This window comes from Ruegeria sp. CDSB113, from assembly GCF_059611045.1.
Genome location: NZ_JBXWOU010000001.1, coordinates 98,075 through 118,352 on the forward strand (window position 1 = coordinate 98,075; position 20,278 = coordinate 118,352).

The 20,278-nt window shown below is 57.0% G+C and carries 16 protein-coding genes; 10 read left to right on the forward strand and 6 right to left on the reverse strand.

All coding sequences use genetic code 11. The features are described from left to right. Positions 1-53: 53 nt before the first annotated feature. The 3 genes from AC2FIS_RS00510 (at position 54) to AC2FIS_RS00520 (ending at position 2,911) form a co-directional block, all read left to right on the forward strand. Entirely contained in the window at positions 54-722 is a 669-nt protein-coding gene (locus AC2FIS_RS00510) for a TetR/AcrR family transcriptional regulator (RefSeq protein ID WP_496771585.1), read from the forward strand. 129 nt (positions 723-851) lie between these two features. Further along, a complete protein-coding gene (locus AC2FIS_RS00515) occupies positions 852-2,132 on the forward strand; it encodes a hypothetical protein (protein ID WP_496771586.1) in 1,281 nt (426 codons plus the stop codon). Then, positions 2,132-2,911 (forward strand): COG3904 family protein, encoded by a 780-nt coding sequence (locus AC2FIS_RS00520; protein WP_496771587.1) that lies wholly within the window; start codon positions 2,132-2,134, stop codon positions 2,909-2,911. Before AC2FIS_RS00515 ends, AC2FIS_RS00520 begins: the two co-directional genes overlap by 1 nt. Positions 2,912-2,942: 31 nt before the next feature. Here the strand turns inward: AC2FIS_RS00520 and AC2FIS_RS00525 are convergent, their stop codons facing one another. Next, positions 2,943-4,280, reverse strand: coding sequence for a serine hydrolase domain-containing protein (locus tag AC2FIS_RS00525; protein ID WP_496771588.1), 1,338 nt, complete (start codon positions 4,278-4,280; stop codon positions 2,943-2,945). Positions 4,281-4,572: 292 nt separating this feature from the next. Between AC2FIS_RS00525 and AC2FIS_RS00530 the strand changes: the two genes are divergently transcribed. Further along, the gene (locus AC2FIS_RS00530) at positions 4,573-7,680 is read left to right on the forward strand and encodes an ATP-binding protein (RefSeq protein WP_496771589.1); all 3,108 of its coding nucleotides are present in this window, start codon (positions 4,573-4,575) and stop codon (positions 7,678-7,680) included. 12 nt (positions 7,681-7,692) lie between these two features. Here the strand turns inward: AC2FIS_RS00530 and AC2FIS_RS00535 are convergent, their stop codons facing one another. From AC2FIS_RS00535 to AC2FIS_RS00555, 5 genes are all read right to left on the reverse strand, one after another. Continuing rightward, entirely contained in the window at positions 7,693-8,694 is a 1,002-nt protein-coding gene (locus tag AC2FIS_RS00535; RefSeq protein ID WP_496771590.1) for a HupE/UreJ family protein, read from the reverse strand. After that, a complete protein-coding gene (locus AC2FIS_RS00540) occupies positions 8,691-9,521 on the reverse strand; it encodes a peptidyl-prolyl cis-trans isomerase (RefSeq protein WP_496771591.1) in 831 nt (276 codons plus the stop codon). The genes AC2FIS_RS00535 and AC2FIS_RS00540 overlap by 4 nt, the downstream gene beginning before the upstream one ends. A 76-nt stretch (positions 9,522-9,597) precedes the next feature. Beyond that, positions 9,598-11,520 carry a DUF3604 domain-containing protein gene (locus AC2FIS_RS00545; RefSeq protein WP_496771592.1) on the reverse strand — a complete coding sequence of 641 codons (1,923 nt, stop codon included), beginning with the start codon at positions 11,518-11,520 and terminating at the stop codon, positions 9,598-9,600. Between the two features lie 211 nt (positions 11,521-11,731). Further along, positions 11,732-12,163 (reverse strand): hypothetical protein, encoded by a 432-nt coding sequence (locus AC2FIS_RS00550; RefSeq protein WP_496771593.1) that lies wholly within the window; start codon positions 12,161-12,163, stop codon positions 11,732-11,734. Beyond that, positions 12,160-13,572, reverse strand: coding sequence for a GMC oxidoreductase (locus tag AC2FIS_RS00555; protein WP_496771594.1), 1,413 nt, complete (start codon positions 13,570-13,572; stop codon positions 12,160-12,162). Before AC2FIS_RS00555 ends, AC2FIS_RS00550 begins: the two co-directional genes overlap by 4 nt. A 255-nt stretch (positions 13,573-13,827) precedes the next feature. On the opposite strand from AC2FIS_RS00555, the gene AC2FIS_RS00560 reads away from it, so the two are divergent. From AC2FIS_RS00560 to AC2FIS_RS00585, 6 genes are all read left to right on the forward strand, one after another. Beyond that, complete coding sequence (locus tag AC2FIS_RS00560; protein WP_496771595.1) at positions 13,828-15,231, forward strand: MATE family efflux transporter; 1,404 nt, start codon at positions 13,828-13,830, stop codon at positions 15,229-15,231. 191 nt (positions 15,232-15,422) lie between these two features. Then, the gene (locus AC2FIS_RS00565) at positions 15,423-16,784 is read left to right on the forward strand and encodes a V-type ATP synthase subunit B (RefSeq protein ID WP_496771596.1); all 1,362 of its coding nucleotides are present in this window, start codon (positions 15,423-15,425) and stop codon (positions 16,782-16,784) included. Next, a complete protein-coding gene (locus AC2FIS_RS00570; protein WP_496771597.1) occupies positions 16,762-17,367 on the forward strand; it encodes a V-type ATP synthase subunit D in 606 nt (201 codons plus the stop codon). The genes AC2FIS_RS00565 and AC2FIS_RS00570 overlap by 23 nt, the downstream gene beginning before the upstream one ends. Then, positions 17,364-19,160, forward strand: coding sequence for a V-type ATP synthase subunit I (locus AC2FIS_RS00575; protein ID WP_496771598.1), 1,797 nt, complete (start codon positions 17,364-17,366; stop codon positions 19,158-19,160). Before AC2FIS_RS00570 ends, AC2FIS_RS00575 begins: the two co-directional genes overlap by 4 nt. Continuing rightward, complete coding sequence (locus tag AC2FIS_RS00580) at positions 19,157-19,600, forward strand: ATP synthase subunit C (RefSeq protein WP_170409126.1); 444 nt, start codon at positions 19,157-19,159, stop codon at positions 19,598-19,600. The genes AC2FIS_RS00575 and AC2FIS_RS00580 overlap by 4 nt, the downstream gene beginning before the upstream one ends. Further along, positions 19,600-20,277: a hypothetical protein gene (locus AC2FIS_RS00585; RefSeq protein WP_496771599.1), complete on the forward strand. Its 678-nt coding sequence runs from the start codon at positions 19,600-19,602 to the stop codon at positions 20,275-20,277. The genes AC2FIS_RS00580 and AC2FIS_RS00585 overlap by 1 nt, the downstream gene beginning before the upstream one ends. Position 20,278 lies beyond the last annotated feature (1 nt).

Genomic DNA, 20,278 nt, shown 5'->3' on the forward strand with positions numbered 1-20,278 from the left:
CGACACTATTTATCTTGAACGATCGTTCGAAATAAGGCAAATTAGTTTTTGAAATGGCACAACACGCTGTAAAAGAAAGAAAAAGGGCGCCTTCGCAGCGATCCATTGCGGCACGAGAACGTATTCTTGACGCTGCGGAACTGGTCTTTGCCGAGCAGGGATTCGACGGTGCCTCGATTCGCGACATCGCCGAGCGGGCGCAGGTTCAGAAGGCCAACGTGAACTTTCACGGCGGTCCAAAGGATGAGCTTTTTGAACGCATCGTGGCGCGTCGCGCCAGCGAGCTATCGCAAGAGCGTCGTGAAGCCATCAGCCGATTGGAGGAGTGCGGCGATTGGGACGCCGCGGACCTGATGTCAGCCTTCATGAGGCCGTTGTTGACCCGCGCATTCAGTAATGACCCCCAATGGCTGGCCTATGCGCGCATTGTGGCGATAGTTTCCGCTGATGCGCGTTGGCATGCGCTGGCGAAAACCCATTTTGATCCCGTCGCCTCGCTGGTCGTTCAAAAGCTGTGCACAAAATACCCCGAGGCCGACCCGGCGAACGTTGCTGGGGCGCTGGTTTTTTCGGTGTCGTCCATGCTGGCGTTGTGCACGTCGGAATGGCGGATCAGGGCACTTTCCGGCCCTGACCAAAAACGCGACGCCGAGGGTGCAATCCGGAACCTGTTGCAGTTCTGTCATGCTGGACTCACCGGTGTTTTGAACCCGTCCGTGTAATCCTGGAACGATCAAAAAACTTCGCCCCGACCCGCTCAACTTGAAGTTACGCACGGGACCATATCAAATGGTCTCGTGCGTTATTATCTAGTGATTAACCAAGATTAACGATTGGGAGCGTGGGGTGACATGACAGAGACAAGGGACCGCCTGACTGCAGAGGAGGCGAGGGGGCTGCGGACGGCCAAAGAGCTTGAGGCGCATCTAGTCTGGTTGGACACGTTCACGCCCGCCGCTTTGGGTGTTTTGGCCATAGCCTCAGGTATTTACACTTACCTTGGTGTTTCATCATTGCTGGAAGACAATGGCGCGGTGACCTTCTTCGCAGCGGTCGCCTATTTGATCGCAGTGTCCGTCGGCATCTTTGTGTTCTGGAGCTATATGCTGCGCTTACTGCCGTCGATGCGCACGGCCAGCGGTTTCATAGGCCTGACGATCTCGACGATCGTTGGATCGGTTGCAATCATCGCCATGTCCAGCTGGCTTAACGCTGCTGCCCTGGCCGGCGCGGCTGCGGTCGAACAGCACCTTGAAAACACCGTGCGCGACTACCAGGCGGCGCTTGAGCAGGCGCACGACATTGCACTCAGCGGTCAGGCGCTGGGGCGCGAGGTCGCACGCGCGCGACAAAGCTTCGAAGAACTGGCCGAGCTGGAGCAATCCGGTGATCTTTCGGGCACGGCAGGTCGCGGGGCTGTGTTTCGCGTGCTGACCCAAAAGGCCGAAGAGCTGCGCAATCTTGAAGAGCAGATCGCCAATCAACAGCCGCTGATCGAAGATGCGTTCCAGCAGGGCAACGAAATCCTTGCTCGAATGCGAGAGCTTACCGTTGCCCCGGGGCCGGTTGATCGCCGGTCGGTGCAGTTTTCCGAAGAAAGCGTCAAGCTGGCCGGGGTGATTTCGCGTTTGAACCAGTACAACGTGGCGCCGCTTGTTGCGCGCGCAGCCGGGGATTTGCCGTCCTCGGTCGTGCTGCCCGAACTTGATGGGCGCAGTTCCGAGGTGCGCGATGCCCAGTCATCGACCATCAACTCGGTCCTGAACGCACTTGATCAGCGTGGCAAAACCCTTCGGACCGCTGCTGAAGAGGTTCTGGAGATCGAGCCGCCAATTGAGACGGCCTATAATCCCATTTCCAGTGCAGATGCGGTAATCAAGTATGCGCACAACTTTGTGCCGTCCTGGGCCGGAGCCATCGCAATCGACCTGCTGCCCGCAGTTCTTGTGTTCGTGCTGGCGATCACCCAAGCCGCCATCCGAAGCGGGAAGGACGGTATGAGCATTGAGGATACGCTAACGCTGTCTGACCTGCGCGCGGCCATGAATGCGATGAAAGATGTCGAGGCAACGATGGGCGTCGCAGATGCCGCAATTCTGGATCGCGCCACGCCGAAAAAAGACGAAACATAATGGGCTTCCTATCCCGAATTGATGTGCGCAGGGGGCTGCGATACGTGCTGGTGTTCCAGCTGGTGATCGCAGGTATTCTGATCCTGTCGGATGTGGCCGACGTTGTCTCCAACCCGTTCGCGCCAAGGGTTGAATTGCCGACAGGCCCCATCTCACCTGGGGATCAGCGGCGCGAGTACCGCACCGACCGCACCGATCCGTCGCTGTTGCCGCAGGACCAACCGCTGGATGTGCCGGTGCCTCAGAGCTTTCCCACGCGGTTGGAATTTACTGAAAAGCAAGCCGGTGATCTGGGGCGGGTCCTTCTGGTGAGCGGACAGATTGAAACAGGTGATGCTGATCGGTTCGAAAACCATTTGTCCGAGATGCAAGAACAACCCGACCTGATCGCGCTGCACAGCCCGGGCGGCCAAGTGTCCGAAGCTTTGTTGATCGGCGCGCAGATACGCGAGGCCGGGTTGTCATCGGCCGTACTGCCCGGCGCGGTCTGCATGTCCGCCTGTCCATATATTCTGGCCGGTGGGGTCGCGCGTATCGTGTCACTACAAGGCATTGTCGGACTTCATCAGCATTACTATGACCAACCGCGCCTGATCCCCGTGGTCTTTGCCGTTGAAAGCATCCAGAAAGGGCAGGGCGAGACGATGCAGCATCTGATCGACATGGGTGTCGATCCTGCATTGATGTTGTATTCTCTGAACACGCCGCCGGATCAGATCTATGCCCTTGTAGAAGATGAACTGACAAGCACCGGTATTGCAACGCAAATTCTGGATTAGCAAGAAGGACCCGACCAGCGGGTCCTTCTTATCAATCCTGCAAGACAGAGATGAGCGCCTCGGCCAGCGGCAACGAGGAATATCCGTGCCGGGAGGGTGTCAGACCCAGTCGCACAACGACCATGTCTTGGGATGGAAACACGCCGATAAACTGCCCGTCATGCCCCTGAAGCCAGACGGCATCTTCATAGGGTGGTAACCCACCCGGAGAGTCCAGCCACAGATGACCTTTGGCGTACATTCCGTCAGATGCGGCAACCGGCTCAAACATCCAGTCCGTAAAACCCTCGGGCAGGATTTGTTGGTCGTTCCATTCGCCTTTCTGCAATAGAAGTTGCCCAAAACGCGCCCAGTCGCGCGCAGTGGCATACATATAGCTGGACCCGACAAATGTGTCCGCCGCATCGGTCTCGAGCACGACGGATGTCATGCCCAATGGTTCGAACAGCGCCTCTTGTGGATAGGTCAGACTGCCATCGGTCAGTTTGTCCTGCCAGACGCGCGACAGGGCTGTAGTTGTCCCCGAAGAGTAGTTGAAATCCGCCCCAATCTCACTTTCCGCCGGGCGGCCCGAGACAAAACCTGCCATGTCATCATTAAGATACAGCATCTTGGTCACGTCCGAGACGTCGCCATATTCCTCATTCCATTGCAGGCCACTGGACATGGCCAGCATGTCCTTAAGGGTGATGTTTTTGCGTCCGTCCTGTGCCCAGTCCGGATAACTGTCGGTCAGCGTATCCTCCAGCGACATCTGGCCGGATTTGATCAGGGTGCCGATCAAGCCCGCAGTAACTGTCTTGGTCATCGACCACCCAAGCAAAGGCGTGTTTTCGTCAAACCCCTCCGCATAGGTCTCGCCAACGATACGCCCATCCCGCACGACAACCACGGCGCGGTATCCTTCGCCCAGAAGTGTGCTATCCGCCAGGATACGCGCGATTTCAGGGTCTTGTGACAGTTGAACTTCGGTACCGACGGGCCAGATTCCAGTGGGCAAGGGCTCGATCGTGGTCAGGGTCGCGTCGCTGAGCGTCGCGTCATGGACATTGGTGCAGCCAAGCCCCTCGCGATATTGCGAGGTCGCGGGGGCAAAGAACCGGAAAATCCGTGCCGTCACGGTTTGGGCTTCAGCGTCCACGTCGATCGAGATCTGCTTGAGCAACGGATGCCCCGGGGCCTGAACATCGACGGTCAGAACCTCTTCCGGGTCGCGCCCGGCAATGAAGACATTGGAACAGACGATCTTTGCTGAATAGTTCGTCCCAACCTTCAAGAGGTCAGGCGGGGCGATCAGCAGATAGCCCACAATTGCGAGGACACCCAGAATAAGCGTGCCTGTGACGATTTTCAGCGCTTTGATGATCAATCGATTTTCGAACCGGTCGTACCGGCCCCCTCCCGTTTGTCTCCGGATTTCGTCCGAGTTAAGAGCGTATCGTCTTTGGTTGCCACCATTCCGTCGCGTTCGTTCTGCCCAATTTCAACTGTGGACCCGCCTTTTTCGTTTCACTTGACCAAACCCTTGGGGTCGTCCTTGATGGTGACAAGCCCCGTCGGTCACGCCGGTAACTGAACCGGCAAATCCGATTTTCTGGGCGCGATCAGGGAACGTTCGCTTGAATTTGCCCTGTTTGGATTGACGCAAATGAAACGATTGCATGTCTGAAATCGAGATCTGGCTGGATAAAAACGGCCTGTCAAAATACGCCAAGGCCTTTGCCCGTCATGAAATAGTGGTGGGTGATCTGCCTGAGCTGACAGAAGACGATCTTGTCGCAATTGGACTGCCGCTTGGGCCACGGCGACGGTTTGCAAAAGCCTTGCGCGAACAATCCGGGGCTGGCGTTCCGTCACTACATTCGACCCTCAGCCCGACAATCGTTGCCGAACGGCGGCAGTTGACTGTCATGTTCATCGACCTCGTCGGGTCCACCGAGATCGCGCAGCGCTTGGACCCTGAGGATCTGGCCGAGGTTCTGCGCCTGTTCAAGGAAACCTGCGCGGCGGCTGTGGCTGCGTATGACGGCCATATCGCAAGTTATTATGGCGATGGCATCATGGTCTTTTTCGGCTTTCCGCATGCGCATGAGGATGACCCCGAACGCGCGATACGTGCGGGGCTGAGGATCATTCAGGAAATGCCGGAAGTTCGGACCCACGCAAAGCTCGAAGTGCGGATAGGGATCGCGACAGGGTTGGTCGTTGTCGGTGACCTGCGCGGTGAAAACATGTTCGAAGACGGCACCGCCATGGGCGAAACGCCAAACCTGGCAGCGCGCCTTCAGGCTATGGCCGATCCGGGCACTCTGATTGTCGCTCCGACCACGCACCAACTGGCAGGCGACGCGTTCGAGTATGTTTTGCGGGGAGCGTTCAAACTCAAAGGCTTCGCGAAAGAGGTTGAGGCCTGGCAGGTCACCGGCAAACGAGACACGATCAGCCGGTTCATGACGACTGACAGTACCGCGTTGCGCCCGTTGATTGGACGCGACCCGGAGTTTGACATTCTGCGCAGCAAATTGGCGCTGGCCCGGGCAGGCCAGGGGCAAGTCGCATTGGTATCCGGCGAAGCAGGTATCGGAAAATCCCGCTTAATCGAAGAACTGCGGTTGGGTGTTGCCAAGGCAGAAGCGTTGCAAGTGCGGTTTCAGTGCTCACCGTATCATGAGACAAGTGCGCTCTACCCTGTGATCCGTCAGATTGAAAACGCTGCGGACCTGCGTGTTGAAGATACAGGGAGCGTCCGGCTCAGGAAAATTGCCAAACATCTGGAAGATCCGCCTGACCACAGCGTGAAGCTGGCAGCGGCACTTTTGTCTGTTCCATTCGAAGACCAACTTGGTTCCCTGGATCTGACGCCACAGCAAGTCATGGATCAGACCCTGGACATGTTAGCCGGTCAACTTATTGCACGGGCCGCGCGAAAGCCCATCCTGTGCCTCATTGAAGACGCGCATTGGATTGATCCGACGACGAAAACCTTGCTTGACCGGATCGTGGACAGAATTCAGGAAGTACCGGTTCTGATCGTCATGACGTACCGGACGGCTTTTGATCCGGATTGGACCACCAAGCCCAACGTCACTCATGTCCCTCTCCGGCAGTTGGATTTCGCGCAGGTCCGCGAGATTGTTTATCAGGTGGCTGGGGATAAGCCGATCTCGCCCGAAATGTTCGGCGTGATCGCGGGGCGGACGAACGGTATTCCCCTCTATGTTGAAGAGGTAACAAAGGATTTGCTGGAATCCGGTCAATTGGCCGATCGGGCAGATGCACTTGGATTGGATGGCGCGCCCGGTCCTGCACCTTTGGTCCCCAGCACGTTACAGGATGCGTTGATGGCGCGATTGGACCGTTTAAGTTCGGCGAAGGAAGTCGCACAAATCGGTTCCGTGATCGGTCCGCATTTCACCTATCAATTGATTTCCGGCGTGTCCGAGTTTGGGGATAAGGCGTTGCGCGCGGGTCTGGATCTGCTGGTCGACGCGGGCATTGTCACTGTGACGCAGAAAAAGGCAGAAGAGACATTTGCCTACCGTCACGCTCTTATTCGTGACACGGCCTATAACAGCCTCCTGAAAAGCGAACGCCGCGGGTTGCATGCGCGCGTAGCAGAGGCCTTGCATCACGGAACGCATAGTCACGCAGATGCAGGCCCCGAAGTTCTGGCGCACCACTACACCATGGCGAAAATGCCCGGCGAGGCCATCGAACAGTGGCACCTTGCAGGCCAACGCGCAGCCGAGCGCTCTGCGAATGTCGAAGCGGTGACCCAGCTGGGACATGCGATACAGCAGTTACACGAATTGGAAAGCACCGTTGAACGCGACCGCAAAGAGGTCGAGATACAAGTGCTTCGCGCGGGCGTGACCCGTTCGACGGCCGGCATTGCCGCCGACGAAACGGGCGCTGTCTATGCCCGAATTCGAAAGCTGTGCAATCGGCTGGACGAGACCGAGAACCTGTTTCCTGTTCTCAATGGCCTTTATTCGTTCCATTTGGTGCGGGCCGAATACGATTTGGCGAAGGACGCGGCGCGGCAAATCCTCGATCTGGCAGGTCAGTCTGACGAGGCGCATCATGTCATGATTGCCCATCGCGCGATGGGGGCGGTTTTGCTGCATATCGGTGATCTGGACGCGGCGCATGAACACCTACAGTTGGCGCTGGACCTCTACCAACCCGATCTGCATGGACGGCTTGCTTATGTCTACGGATCCGACCACGCAGCGATAACGTCTTGTTTTTTAAGCATGGCGCTGTGGTTGAAAGGCGATCCTGACCGAGCCGTTGATATCCAGCGAAGGGCCGTCGATGCCGCCAAGGACCTAAAGCATGCCCACAGTGTCGCCCAGGCGCTGACCTATCTTTGCATGTTGCATACTTTGCGTCGTGAACCGGATCATGTTTTGAAAGCCGCTCAACAGCTTGAAGAGGTGTCCGAGAGGCACTCGTTTACCTTTATGACTGTTACCGCCAATCTGTGGCGCAGTTGGGCGACTGCTTATGATGTGCCGACCTTTAACAACATCAGCGCGGTACGTCAGGCGGCCGAGGCCTGGTGGGACAGCGGTGCGGGGAACTACAAACCGTTCCTTTTGACTTTAATCGCCGAGCTGATTTTGAAAGCCGGTGATCCCGAGGGTGCCCAGCAGGTATTGATCGAGGTACGCAAGCACCAGAAACTAACCAACGAAGGCTGGGCTCAGGTGGAAACGGACCGGGTTCAGGCGCGTTTACTGCAGCAGCAAGAGGCCGCGAAGTAGCGGTCGCTCCAATCAAAACCCGCTGACGCGTTCAACCAACCAGTACATCGACACGCAGCCGATAGCATATCCGGTGACGGGTACGGCGACTACGCCAGCCCTATGGGAAATAGCGGGCAGCGCGAGGCGCCACACCAAGATCAGGGCCGACAGTACAGCAATAAACAAAAGTTGACCGGCCTCGACCCCGATGTTGAAGGCCAGAAGTGCGGCGAAGATATCCTCGGTTGGAACTCCGATATCGGCCAGCGCGCCGGCAAACCCCAGCCCGTGCAACAGCCCGAAGCAAAAGCAGACGATCCAGGGATATTGTTCGGACAGGCGCAGCTCACCATCTTTTCGGTTGAGGATTTCCAGAGCGAGGAACACGATTGACAAGGCGATCACGGCTTCGACCGGTGGGCCGGGCACGTTCAGAACGCCTAGCGTGGCAAGCGCCAGCGTGATGGAATGCGCGACGGTAAAGGCGGTCACCGCCCCGACCAACCGCCATGGATCGCGCACCAGAACAAACAAGGCGAATACAAACAGAAGGTGATCCCAACCTTCCAGAATATGTTCGAACCCAAGGCGGAAGTAACTGCTCAGAACCGACCAGGTCGTTGGCTGTTCTGGTATGATCAAAGCAGGCGTCTCGGGCGTGAACCGCAAAGTGGATGGTTCCGAAGAGATGGGTTGGATGCGCAGCAGAACGTCGTTTCGTTGTTGCTCCAGCCCTTCAATGGTGATGGTGTGACCGGCGATATCGTCCTCGCATTCAAGAACCCAGGTCGCGATCCAAGCTGTTCCGTCGGACCGTGACTCGGGTCCTCGGTTTTGGGCACAGTGAGCGGGTAGTATGGCATCGATACCCATGGGGCGGCCATTCACATCAGGCTTGCGCCATAGCACTTGCCAGGTGTTGCTCGCCAATTGCCGCAGGTCCAAATAACCGGGGTCAAGTGCATGTGCATGTCCCGCTTGTGCGGCGAACATCAGCCAGCCCGAAAATAACAGGCAAAAGAGCCGCTTCATTCGACCGTCTTGCCCATGTCGGGTGTTTCGACCTGGTAATTCGACGCCAGGCTTTCATATTGCGCCTGCGCTAGGTCCGACCCGGCTTCGCGGCGCCATTCCAGTAAAACGGTATCGCGGATATCTTCCAGCTTTGGCAATATGGGGTCTTGTTTGTCTGTAACGCGAACGACGTGGATGCCATATGCGGATCGGACTGGGCCGGACCAGTTGCCTGGCTCCAACGAATTCAGAGCCGCCGAAAAGCCAGTGCCAAAGTTTGCGTCCACCACTCGCACTACTGTCAGAGGCATAGACTCTGGAAGCAAAGTTGTCGATCCGATGCTGCTCCAGTCCTGCTGAGTGTTTGCAGCCTCGATCGCGCTTTCGATGGCATCCAGATCAGCGTTCTCGTTCAGGTAGATCTGATCAAAAGCAATCTGTGCCGGTTTGGTAAACCGTTCCGGGTTTTCGTTCAGAAAGGTTTGCAACACTTCGGGCTCGGGTTCGATCGAAGCCGCGATTGCGTCAGTTAGAAAATCCATCTTCTGCGCCAGGCGAGCACGGATGACCTGATCACCTTGATCCAGACCCAGCTTGCGTGCTTCGCGCACAAGAACTTCTTCGCGGATCGCCCCGTGAATCAGGGCCTGTAACTCGTCTTCCGTCGGTGGGCGGTTCCAGCTGTTTTGGAAACGTGTTTTCAGAAGGGCGACATCGTTAGCGTCGACCGTGATCGTGTCGGTTTCTTCAACGATGTCCTGTTGCGGGGAAACCCATGCAAACCAACCGAAAATGGCAACCCCGATCAAAATGAAGTGGAATAAAGGCTGTTTTAGAATTTGCATGCGGGTTCTCAATGTCGTGTCGCAATATTGCCGGGCGAGGTTGACCGCCCGGCAATGTCTTTAGTGTATTGTTCGGTTATTCGCTAGGTGTGTACCAGATTGGCGACGAATACGCGCGCTCTTGATGAACCAGCTGCGCCTCTTCCGGCAGGTCCAAACCAAACCGCAGTTTGTCGTACAAAACCCAGCGCGGTGTCGGAATTTCCAGCACGCGAACGTAGTAGAAGGCCCGCTGGCCGGGATCGAATTCCGGGTCGGTCCAGATGGTTACCAACTCGGACGCACCGATCGTGTTGCTCCAACTTGCGGTTTCCAGATCAACCGTGTTGCCGACCTCGGGCAGGTTGCCATCTGCGTCCAGTGCGCGGTCATCAGACCAGGCAACGTTGAACACTTTTTCCTGCAATTCACCATCGGCATCTAACCAGCCTTTGACCACCTGAACGCGGTCCAGATTGGCCCCGACCGGGTCACGCAGCGCGCCGATCAGGAACGAAGGCGCTCCGTCCCCTTCACTGGGACGCAGGTCGCCGCCCATTGGGACGCCCTTGGTATAGCCCACATCCGCAACAAGCCGCGTCAGCAAGTCGTCATCCTGAAAATCCCAGCCGCCAAAGAATCGCAAGCCGATCCGCGGACCGGTGGTGGCATAGGTCTCACGCCGTTTGAACGCATCGAAAATGGCCGACCGGGTGTTGTCCGTGGCCCAGACCGCCGTGTAGCCGGACGCGACCAGAGTGTGACCCTCGAATGCGCCCAGATCGCTTTCGACAAACGGATGCAGAACGCGGGTGGGCGAGGGTTCGGCACTGACGGATTTGCCGAAATAGTTGTCCTCTTCCGCTGTGGCAAGCGATGTATGGCTGTCCGTTGCCCCGCCCATGCCGAACTTATAGGGGTTAACGCCGAATTTTTCCTCTAACGCCAGACCGCGTTTCAGTGCTTCGCGCGCGTATTCACCGGCCAGCATGTTATCGGTCTTGAGCTCTGTGATATCGAGGTTTCCGACATCCCAGTTCTCATAATCCGCGAACGGGTCATTGGGGCTGAGGAATGGGTGCGCTTCGCCGTCGCCTTTGATCTGGGTGACTTCGTAGTGGGGCTCCCACTTGGCGCGGTTTTGCACGTACTCTTCGTCGACCTTGCCGCCGTGATAGGTGTCCTCGGTCGGGAACATCCAGCCGTTGGAGAGGTTTCCGTTATGGGCAAACGCAACAGCGCGGCCACCGGTATTGGCTTCGTATTCTTCAAGCCACGCGTACAGCGCCTTGGGGTCCGTGTCGCCATAAGGGGGTTGGGTTACGGGTGGAACGACCTGCAGTGCACGAATTGGACCGTCACGCAACATGACGTTGCGGTGCAGGTTGAAACCCTTTGGGACCGAGGTCCATTCGAACCCGATGAATGCGGTAAAGTTGCCGGGGTCATTATGACGCTCGGCGGCCAGCACGATTTGTTCCCATGTGAACGCAAAAGCATCTGCGCCGGGGCTGTAGGATTCCAGCAAAATCTCGGGCAGGGTCATCTGCGAAAAGTTGGTGATGATGTCAAAAGCCGCCTTGGCCGCGTCTTCACCGCCTGCTTTGTACCCCTCGTACCATTCCAGACCCTTCGGATCCGCCAACACACCGGGTTTTCCTGCCTGCAGGTCAGGCGCAAACCCCATGAGGTCCGTGTGATCCGTTAATACCATCCAGTCCAAGGGTCGTGCCAGTCTGACAGGTTGGCCGGTCGACGAAATAACCTGTTCCCCCTTTGCGAACCGCCATGCTTCGTCGGGTAACAAAGTGTTCCCGAATGCGCCCGCATCCAGCGACAAACCGGTGTGCAGGTGTGTATCACCCCAAAGCGGCCGTTCGGGGAACGATCGGTTGGCGTAGGGCGAGTATGGGCGGTCGGCAAAGGTGCCCTCGGCAGCCTCTTTGCTGGGGACCGCGTCTGCCCAAACAAGCGCTGGTAGTGTCAGAAAAGAGATCAAACAGGTTGTAAGTCGAAGCATTGAATCCTCCCCAGGTCGTCGCGCAAATCGAATATAGTAAATTTAGTATATTCATTTCTTATAATGTATTGAGCGAGTTTTGGTACTGATTTTTCTACCTTGGGACCTGCCTCCAGCGCATACTGGTTCTTGTTCCGGAGCGGGATGATTGGACAATCAGCTCATATACAGTTCGACTTCGGGCTGTGTCGCCCCGAAAACTGTGGCGCGATCACGCCAGGGAATACCCTTGCGCGCCCAGCTGGTTCTGGCAGGTGTTGAGAAAAGGATCAAATAAGGCAACGAATTCCAGTGGCTTGCCAAGCTCGGTGGCAAGGATCACATTTGTTGAGGTCGCAAACTTGTCGACGACGCTGTCGTTGATCCGGCCGAGCTTATCGCTGACATAGGGAACGTCCTGAAGACCTGTCCAGTAAACCATATCAAGCACCTGACCCTGCGTACCTTTTTCAAGCACGAAATCCTCGTAAGCCTGTGCAAATTCATGTGCTGCCGGATCATTGGCGATCTCAGGGCCATAGACGTCGCGGATCACATCCAGAGCATGTGTTGCGATGCCATGCCCTTTGATCCCTCGATATGCCAGGCCGAGGCCAACAACCCCTGCACCCAATGCGATAAGCGTGCGACGTGAATACTTCATGCAACCGCCTCCGATGCGCGCAGCGCCAGCGCCGAGATGGTCAGGGACGGGTTGGCGGGTGAGCAAGTGGGGAAGGCACCCGACCCAAGTACAAAAACATTAGGTACGGAATGAAGGCGAAGCCTGTCATCTACCACGGAATCTTCGGCTGAAAGACCCATACGGTGGGTGCCTTGGATATGGGCGTCCGATGGCAATATGTCCGAAACCCACAGATGTTCGATTGTGTCCGGGATAATATCGTGCAGGCCAGTCTTGGCCCGCTCGATACCGCGTTTGGCATAGTCGGAATACCCGGTCCATTCGATGACGGGTTCGTCATCTTCCAGAAAGACGCGGTTATCGGCAAGCGGCAGGTCCTCAACCGCAATACGCATGTGGATACGGTTTGCCCATTTGCCACGCTCGCGTCGGACAGAAACCGGTGCGTTCACTGTCTCGATCAGCCCTGCCGCTGCCGCGCTTCGGTCGATGTTGTGATAGAAGTGATAGCCGTGACCGGTCTCTGATGTACCGCCGAAAAATGCCTTGATGTTGGCGGTGTCGACATGGACATCAACGACGGCCTGTTCGTGCAGATATTTGCCCAGCGCGTCGTTGCGCACGTCAGAACGCTGCAGGATAGCCGCATTGAAAATGCCGTTTGTGCCCAGGGCGACAGTACTGGCGCGCAGCCGCGCCTCATCACCGTCCGCTGATTTGACGCGAACCCCACTTGCGCGCCCACCCTCAATATCCACCGCGCGCACTTCGGCGCCGAAAAGATAATGCGCGCCGGGGTGGGAGAGTTTGTCGAGACCATTCAGAACTGTGAACTTTGCGTCGATAGGACAGATCCGACATACACCGTTGACGCAGCATGTCGGGCGCGAGCCGCCATTGGATGCAGCGCTGGAAACAGGAACCCAAAGCGGCGAGGATTCGCGCAGTGCAACATCAGCGCGTGATGGGGTATGCGGCGGGTAAGGGAACGGATTGCGGCGCGGCAAAATATGTTCCGACTGGCCACCGGCCACTTCGATGATATCCTCGACGCGTTCCCAGAACGGTTCAAGATCCTGGTAGGTTATGGGCCAGTCCATACCAACGCCGAACTTGCTGTTCAGCGCAAAATCATCCGGATGAAATCGCGGGACATTGCCCCACCAATAGTTCGAGTTCCCGCCGAACAGGGTGAACGCGACCCAGTTCTTTTTCAGGCCCGAGCTGTTGCGCTGGTTAAACGCCTCGCGCACGGCCCAACCATTTTCTAGCTGGTCCGAATGTGGGTACTCGACACCTTTTTCGACAAACAGAACGTTCAGATCGGGTGGAAGACCATGGCCGAAGAACATCGCGGAGAAACTGGTTCCCGCAATAATGACGTCCCATTCACGAGAGCTGGCTTCATCTAAGGATACGCGCCGCATGGCAACAAGTTGACCTTTTTACTCATCAAACAAAGCGCTGAAAATCAGCAACAAACAACAATCCATCACAGTATGGCATGAAAATGACGGGGCGCAAATCAACACGGTGATGGGACACAGCAAATCGATGGGATGTTGCGACCCTATTCAGGGATTGCAAAATGGACGGGGCGCGCGACCAGCACCAGTTTGAGGTTGCTGACCGGGGGTGATCACGGGCAGGTTGTTTCCCAGGACGAAGGAACGGACAAGCCAATGACACAACAATCCACGGGCATGGCTGTCTTTTTGACCGGCAGTCTGATGCGGCATGTGACCCGAATGTCGCTGACCACCAGCATTGGCCTTATGGCGATCTTTGCCGTGGATTTCGTGGATATGGTGTTCATCTCGATGCTGGGCAATGACGCCTTGGCCGCAGCGGTCGGCTATGCGGGCACGCTTTTGTTTTTCACCAACTCGATCAATGTCGGGCTGTCGATTGCCGCCGGCGCCCTTGTCGCCCGCGAGCTGGGGGCGGGGCGGCCCGAAAAAGCCCGCCAATTCGGAACCAGCGTTGCCCTTCTTGGTATTCTGATGGGGTTGATTGTGTCTGCCATAGTCATGATTAACATCAAGTTTCTGCTGTCTTTGCTGGGCGCACAGGGTGAGGTTCTGCAACTGGCCGCACGGTATGTCAGTATCATTCTACCGACCATGTGGGTGATGGCTGCGGCAATGACGGGTATGGCTGTGTTGCGCGCGCATGGTGATGCGCGCCGGTCCATGCAGGCTACGATTTACGGCGGGCTGGCCAACGCGATATTGGATCCGATCCTGATCTTTGCTGTTGGTCTTGGCCTGGACGGGGCGGCGATTGCCTCGGTCATTGCGCGTATCTGTATGCTGATAGCAGCGGTCCGGCCCGCCGTGCGCGTGCACCGTGGCTTTGCGCGACCGTCGCTGAAGCAAGTGATGGAAGACCTCCAACCGGTGCGGGCGATTGCAATACCGGCGGTTCTGACCAATGTCGCCACGCCGGTCGGCAACGCCATCGTGATCCGTGAGGTAGCGCAGTTTGGCACAGATGCCGTGGCAGGCATGGCAGTAATAGGGCGGTTGATGCCTGTCGCCTTTTCCGTCGTGTTTGCACTGTCCGGGGCCATAGGCCCGATCGTGGGGCAGAACTTTGGGGCAGGGCAGTATGATCGGGTGAAGGGCGCATTCCTGGCCGGCGTAAAATTCACTGCCGTCTATGTGGTTCTGATGGCGGCGGTGCTGTTCGTCCTGCGTGCCTCAATCGCCGACTTGTTTCAGGCCCAAGGCGAGACGCGGGCGCTGATCTATCTGTTCTGCGGACCGCTGGCCTTGGCGTCGTTCTTCAACGGGGTGATCTTTGTTGCAAATGCCAGCTTCAACAACCTTGGCTATCCCATTTATTCCACGTGGGTTAACTGGGGGCGTCATACTCTGGGCACGTGGCCCTTTGCGGTCGCCGGGGCCTATTTGGCTGGCGCTCCGGGTGTATTGTTGGGGCAGGCGCTGGGCGGTGTGATATTTGCTGCAATCTGCTGGGTAATGGTGCGCCGCGTTGTCTCGGGCCTGACCGCGCCAACAGAGGTCGATCCTTTTGCCGGACAAAGCCGGCTGCAATCCCTGTTCGGGCGCAGGGGGTGGTGAGCCTTCCCTGTGCGTTTGAATACCAACGATTTTTGGTCACCAGAGGCGGTTTTTGTCTCCTTTGTCGCAGCTGAGGCATCCTCATTTGCCAATTCATGAATTCGTTGTAAGCTGAACTTATGATTGCAAAAAACGCCAAGTTTTTTCGGGGCGTTGATTTCAAAAACACCTTTAACGACCGAGGATGAGCAATGTCCGGAAGTCTTTTGAAATACACGCGTGTTCTTGAGATCGTCGGAGACACCATAAAGGTCAGAGTGCCTCTGGACGGATCGACTGATGCGGCCGTGCGTTTCAACGATCTGGCCGTGATTGAAACCGTGGACGGCCACAAGACGCTGGCTCAGGCGATCTTTATCGACCGGGACGTTGTCACTCTGCAGGTGTTTTCCGGCACCAAGGGGATTTCGACCGAGGCCACGGCGACGTTTCTGGGCCACCCGATGCAGACGCCGTATTCACAGAACATTCTGGGCCGCGTTTTTGATGGTGCGGGCGAGTCAATCGACGGCGGGCCCGACCTGTCGTCTGAGCCGCGCGTGGATATTGGCGGGCCAACCGTGAACCCGGCAGAACGCGCCGTTCCCAACAAGATGATCCGAACGGATGTGCCGATGATCGACGTGTTCAACACGTTGGTCGAAAGTCAGAAAATCCCGATTTTTTCGGTCTCGGGTGAGCCGTTCAACGCGTTCCTCAGCAGGATTGGTATTCAGGCGGACGCGGATATCGTGGTGTTTGGCGGGCTGGGCCTGATCTTTGATGACTACTTTACCTTCCGCACATCGTTTGAGGATGCGGGTGTGTTTTCCCGGACAGTGATGTTCGTCAATCAGGCGATGGACCCACTGGTCGAACGCTTGCTGGTGCCTGACATGGCGCTGGCCGTGGCCGAAAAATTCGCTGTGGAAGAAGGAAAGCGCGTTCTGGTCTTGCTGACCGATATGACCGCCTACGCCGACGCGATGAAAGAAGTCGGGATCAGCCAGGAACGCGTACCGTCGCAGCGTGGTTATATGGGCGACCTGTATTCCCAACTGGCTCGCCGGTACGAAAAGGCCTGTGATTATGCCAAGGGCGGATCGGTCACTGTGTTAACCGTGACGACGATGCCCGGCAATGACGTGACCCATCCTGTGCCGGATAACACGGGCTATATCACCGAAGGGCAGATCTATCTGCATTCGGGCGTGATTGACCCGTTCGGCAGTCTCTCGCGCCTCAAGCAGAACGTGATCGGCAAGACAACGCGCGAGGATCACGGGCAAATCATGAACACGATGATCCGGTTCTATTCCGAAAGCCGTGACGCCGCGCAGAAACAGGCGATGGCGTTCGACCTTTCGGACTATGACCACCAGTTGCTGAAGTTCGGTGCTTTGTTCAAAGCGCGCTTCATGGACATCAACGTTTCGATCCCGCTCGAAGATGCGCTGGATCTGGGCTGGAAAACTCTGGCGGAGTGCTTCGCGCCCGAGCAATTGCTGATGAAGCAAACCCTGATCGACAAGTATTTCCCAAAGGATGCCGATGGCGCGGTTGCAGCTGAATAAATCGTCGCTCGCACGCGAGCAGACGCAGCTGAAAAGCTATGAGCGGTTCTTGCCATCGCTGGACCTTAAGCGTCAGCAATTGATGGCAGAACGTGCCAAGGCGCGCGAAGATGTGCAGCGCCTTCAGGATGAGGTGCAGGAACTGGCGCAAAAGGTTGGAGAAAAACTGCCAATGCTGGCGCAGCAGGGCGTCGATCTGGACGGGTTGGTCGAGCTCAAGGACTACCAAGTCAAAGAGGTCAACGTCGTGGGCGTAAAGATGCCTGCGTTGGACCGGATCGAGGTCACGGTGCGCCCGTACTCCTATCTGGCCAAGCCCCACTGGGTCGATGCTGCAGCCCGACTGCTGCACGATATGATCGAGGCGCGTCTTCGGGTTAATGTGGCCGAAGAGAGGGTGAAGATTTTCGACAAGGCCGTCGCCACGATCACCCAGCGTGTCAACCTGTTTGAAAAGGTCCTGATCCCGCGCGCCAGGGCCAACATCAAAAAAATCCGCATCTATCTGAGCGATGAGCAGATGCAGGCCGTAGTCCGTTCGAAAATTTCGAAACGCAAGCATGCGCAGGAGGCTGTGTCGTGAGTGTCGCGAGGCTCAAGAAACTGTCACTGGTCGGGCGAGCAGATCAAAAGACCGAAACGCTTGAGGCGCTGCAGGAATTGGGATGTATGCACGTTCTGCCGCTGGCCCCGCCGCCTTCTGAACCGGAAAAGATCAGCGAGCGCGGTGCGCGGGACGCCTATAAGGCGCTGCGGTTTCTGCATGACGTGTCCGAACCGCGCCGCCAGATACAACGCGACCCCGGTTTTGAAATGGAGCAGTTCGTCAAGGATGTGCTGGACCTGATGCAACGGACCCGTGACATGACGGACCAAAGGGATTTTCTGGCCAACCGGATCGCGCAGGTTCGCCCTTGGGGGGACTTGGATTTTCCACCCGACGATGTTTTAGTGGGGAACCGGTTGTGGTTTTATCAACTGCCACTGAAGTATCGCGATGCGTTGGAGGCTCTGGATATGCCCTGGGCCATACTCGAGCAGGACCATAGGTTCATCTATGCCGTACTGATCGACCCGGATGAGCCGGATGACGATATCCTTCCAGTCCCGCGCACGCACACAGGATCGCTGCCCATTCACGAGCTTGAGGCGCAACTGGAAGAGGCTGAGATCGCCATCGAAGCGCTTGAGGCTGAGCGCGTCGCGCAGACCCGATACCTGACACTGATGCGCCGGAACCTGTCGGTTGCCGAAAGTGCGGCTGAGCTGGCCCATGCTACGCAAAAGGTGCGCGACGAAGAGGCGATGTTTGCCCTTCAGGGCTGGGTGCCCGAGGATCGTATAGACGCGGTTCTGGACATGGCAAACGCCAAGGACGCTGCCGTACTGATTGAAGAACCCAGCCCCTATGACAGCCCGCCAACTTTGTTGGAACAACCGGAAAAGCGTAGTGCTGCCGTGGACTTGGCGCTGTTTTATCAAGTGCCGGGTTACAAGGACTGGGACCCCAGTGTCATTGTCGCCGTTTCATTTGCGGTCTTCTTCGCAATGATCGTAGCCGACGCGGGATACGGCGCGATTATCCTGTTGGGCCTTTTACTATTCTGGAAGCGGCTTGATGCAACACCCGGTGAACGATCCTGGCGACGCTTTGGGGTGATCATTTCCAGCGCAACAATCCTGTACGGCGTCCTCGTCGGCAGTTATTTCGGCGTGTCGCCAGCCGAGGGGTCGTTCTGGTCCAAGCTCAAATTGCTCGACCTGAACAATTTCGGTGCGATGATGATGGTCTCGATCGTCGTTGGCGTTTTGCATTTGGTACTGGCCAATGCGCTTGCCGCACGGGCGGCATGGGGGCACCGGAAGGCCATCGCCAATCTGGGCTGGATCGCTGCGCTGATTGGCGGGTTCGTTCTGTGGCTCAGCTACATGAAAGGTAATTCTCCGGTGCCGGGCGCGGCATTTATGGGGATCGGTGTGCTGGCCATCGTCTGGTTCTCAAGCGAGCGGGTCATTAATAAGCCTACCGACTGGCTATGGCGTCTGATCGAAGGGCTGCAAAGCCTTGCCGGGGCCATGGGCGCATTTGGAGACGTGCTAAGCTACATGCGCCTGTTCGCGTTGGGTCTGGCCTCGGCCTCACTGGCGATCACGTTCAACGATTTGGCGGTTTCAGTCATGCATTCGCTCAAGGGGGTGGGCGTTCTGTTCGCCCTGCTAATCCTGATCATCGGCCACATTCTCAACTTCGCCCTCGCCATGATGAGCGGCGTCGTCCACGGATTACGTCTCAATTACATCGAATTCTTTAAATGGGGTCTGCCGGACGAAGGTGTTGTCTTTCGCCCGTTCGCCCGCAAGGAGGTTCAGGAATGAATGAGCTTGTTTTGACATTGGGTTGGCTGGGCATTTACGCGCCTATGGCGTTGGGCGCGGCCTCCAGCGCGATCGGGTGCTCCATTGCTGGTATGGCCAGTATTGGCGCCATGACAGAAACCGACGGCGGCTATGGGCGCTTTGTCGGCGTATCGGCCTTTCCGTCGACCATGGTGATTTACGGCATCGTCATCATGTTTACCTTGAACCGAGATGTGACACCCGAAAACGCGGGCGGCTTGTTCGGGATTGGTATCCTGTCGGGCATCGCATTGATGTATTGCGGGATCTGGCAAGGTCGGGCCTGTGCTGCGGCGATCAACGCCACCAAGGAAAAGCCTGAGATCTTTGGCCTGGCGCTTGCCCCAGCAGCGATCATCGAAGGGTTTGGCGTGTTCGCCTTTGTCTTTGCCCTTGTCATCAGTGCGGGGATCAGTTGATGGCACAGGATGGCATGATTTCTCATGGCGTGGATGCCTTGATCAATAAGCTGCGCAATGATGGCGTGGCTGCTGGTCAGGCCGACGCCGAAAAACTGCGCACTGAAGCCAAGGCCGAAGCCGCCAAAATTCTGGCGGATGCCAAACGCGAGGCGGACGACTATCAAAAAAAGGCGCGCACCGATTCCGACAAATATCGCGCTGCTGGGGAAGAGGCGCTTAACACTGCCATGCGTGATGCGGTTTTGACCATGAAGGGTGGATTGACCGACCGGTTTCGCGAAGATGTCGAACGTCTGGTGACCAAGGAAATGGCCGACCCGAAATTGCTGAAACAGATGATTTTGGAGGTCGTCGGTCGCGAATCCGAAGGCGTCAATCTGGATGGCAAGGTGCAGGTCATTTTGCCCGCCAAAGTCGCAACGCAAGAAGACATCAAGCAGAACGCCGATGACATTCAATCCGGCAAGCTGACCAAATACGTCCTCGGCCTGACAGCCGACATGTTGCGTGAAGAGGTAGAGCTGCATGCATCGGATGACGCGCAGGGTGGTATCCGCGTGCGAGCTGAAGATCAGGGCGTTGTACTTGATCTGACAGACAAGGCGGTCGCCTCGTTGCTGATGGAGCATCTGCAGCCACGGTTTCGCGCCGTTCTGGAAGGTGTGATCCGCTGAG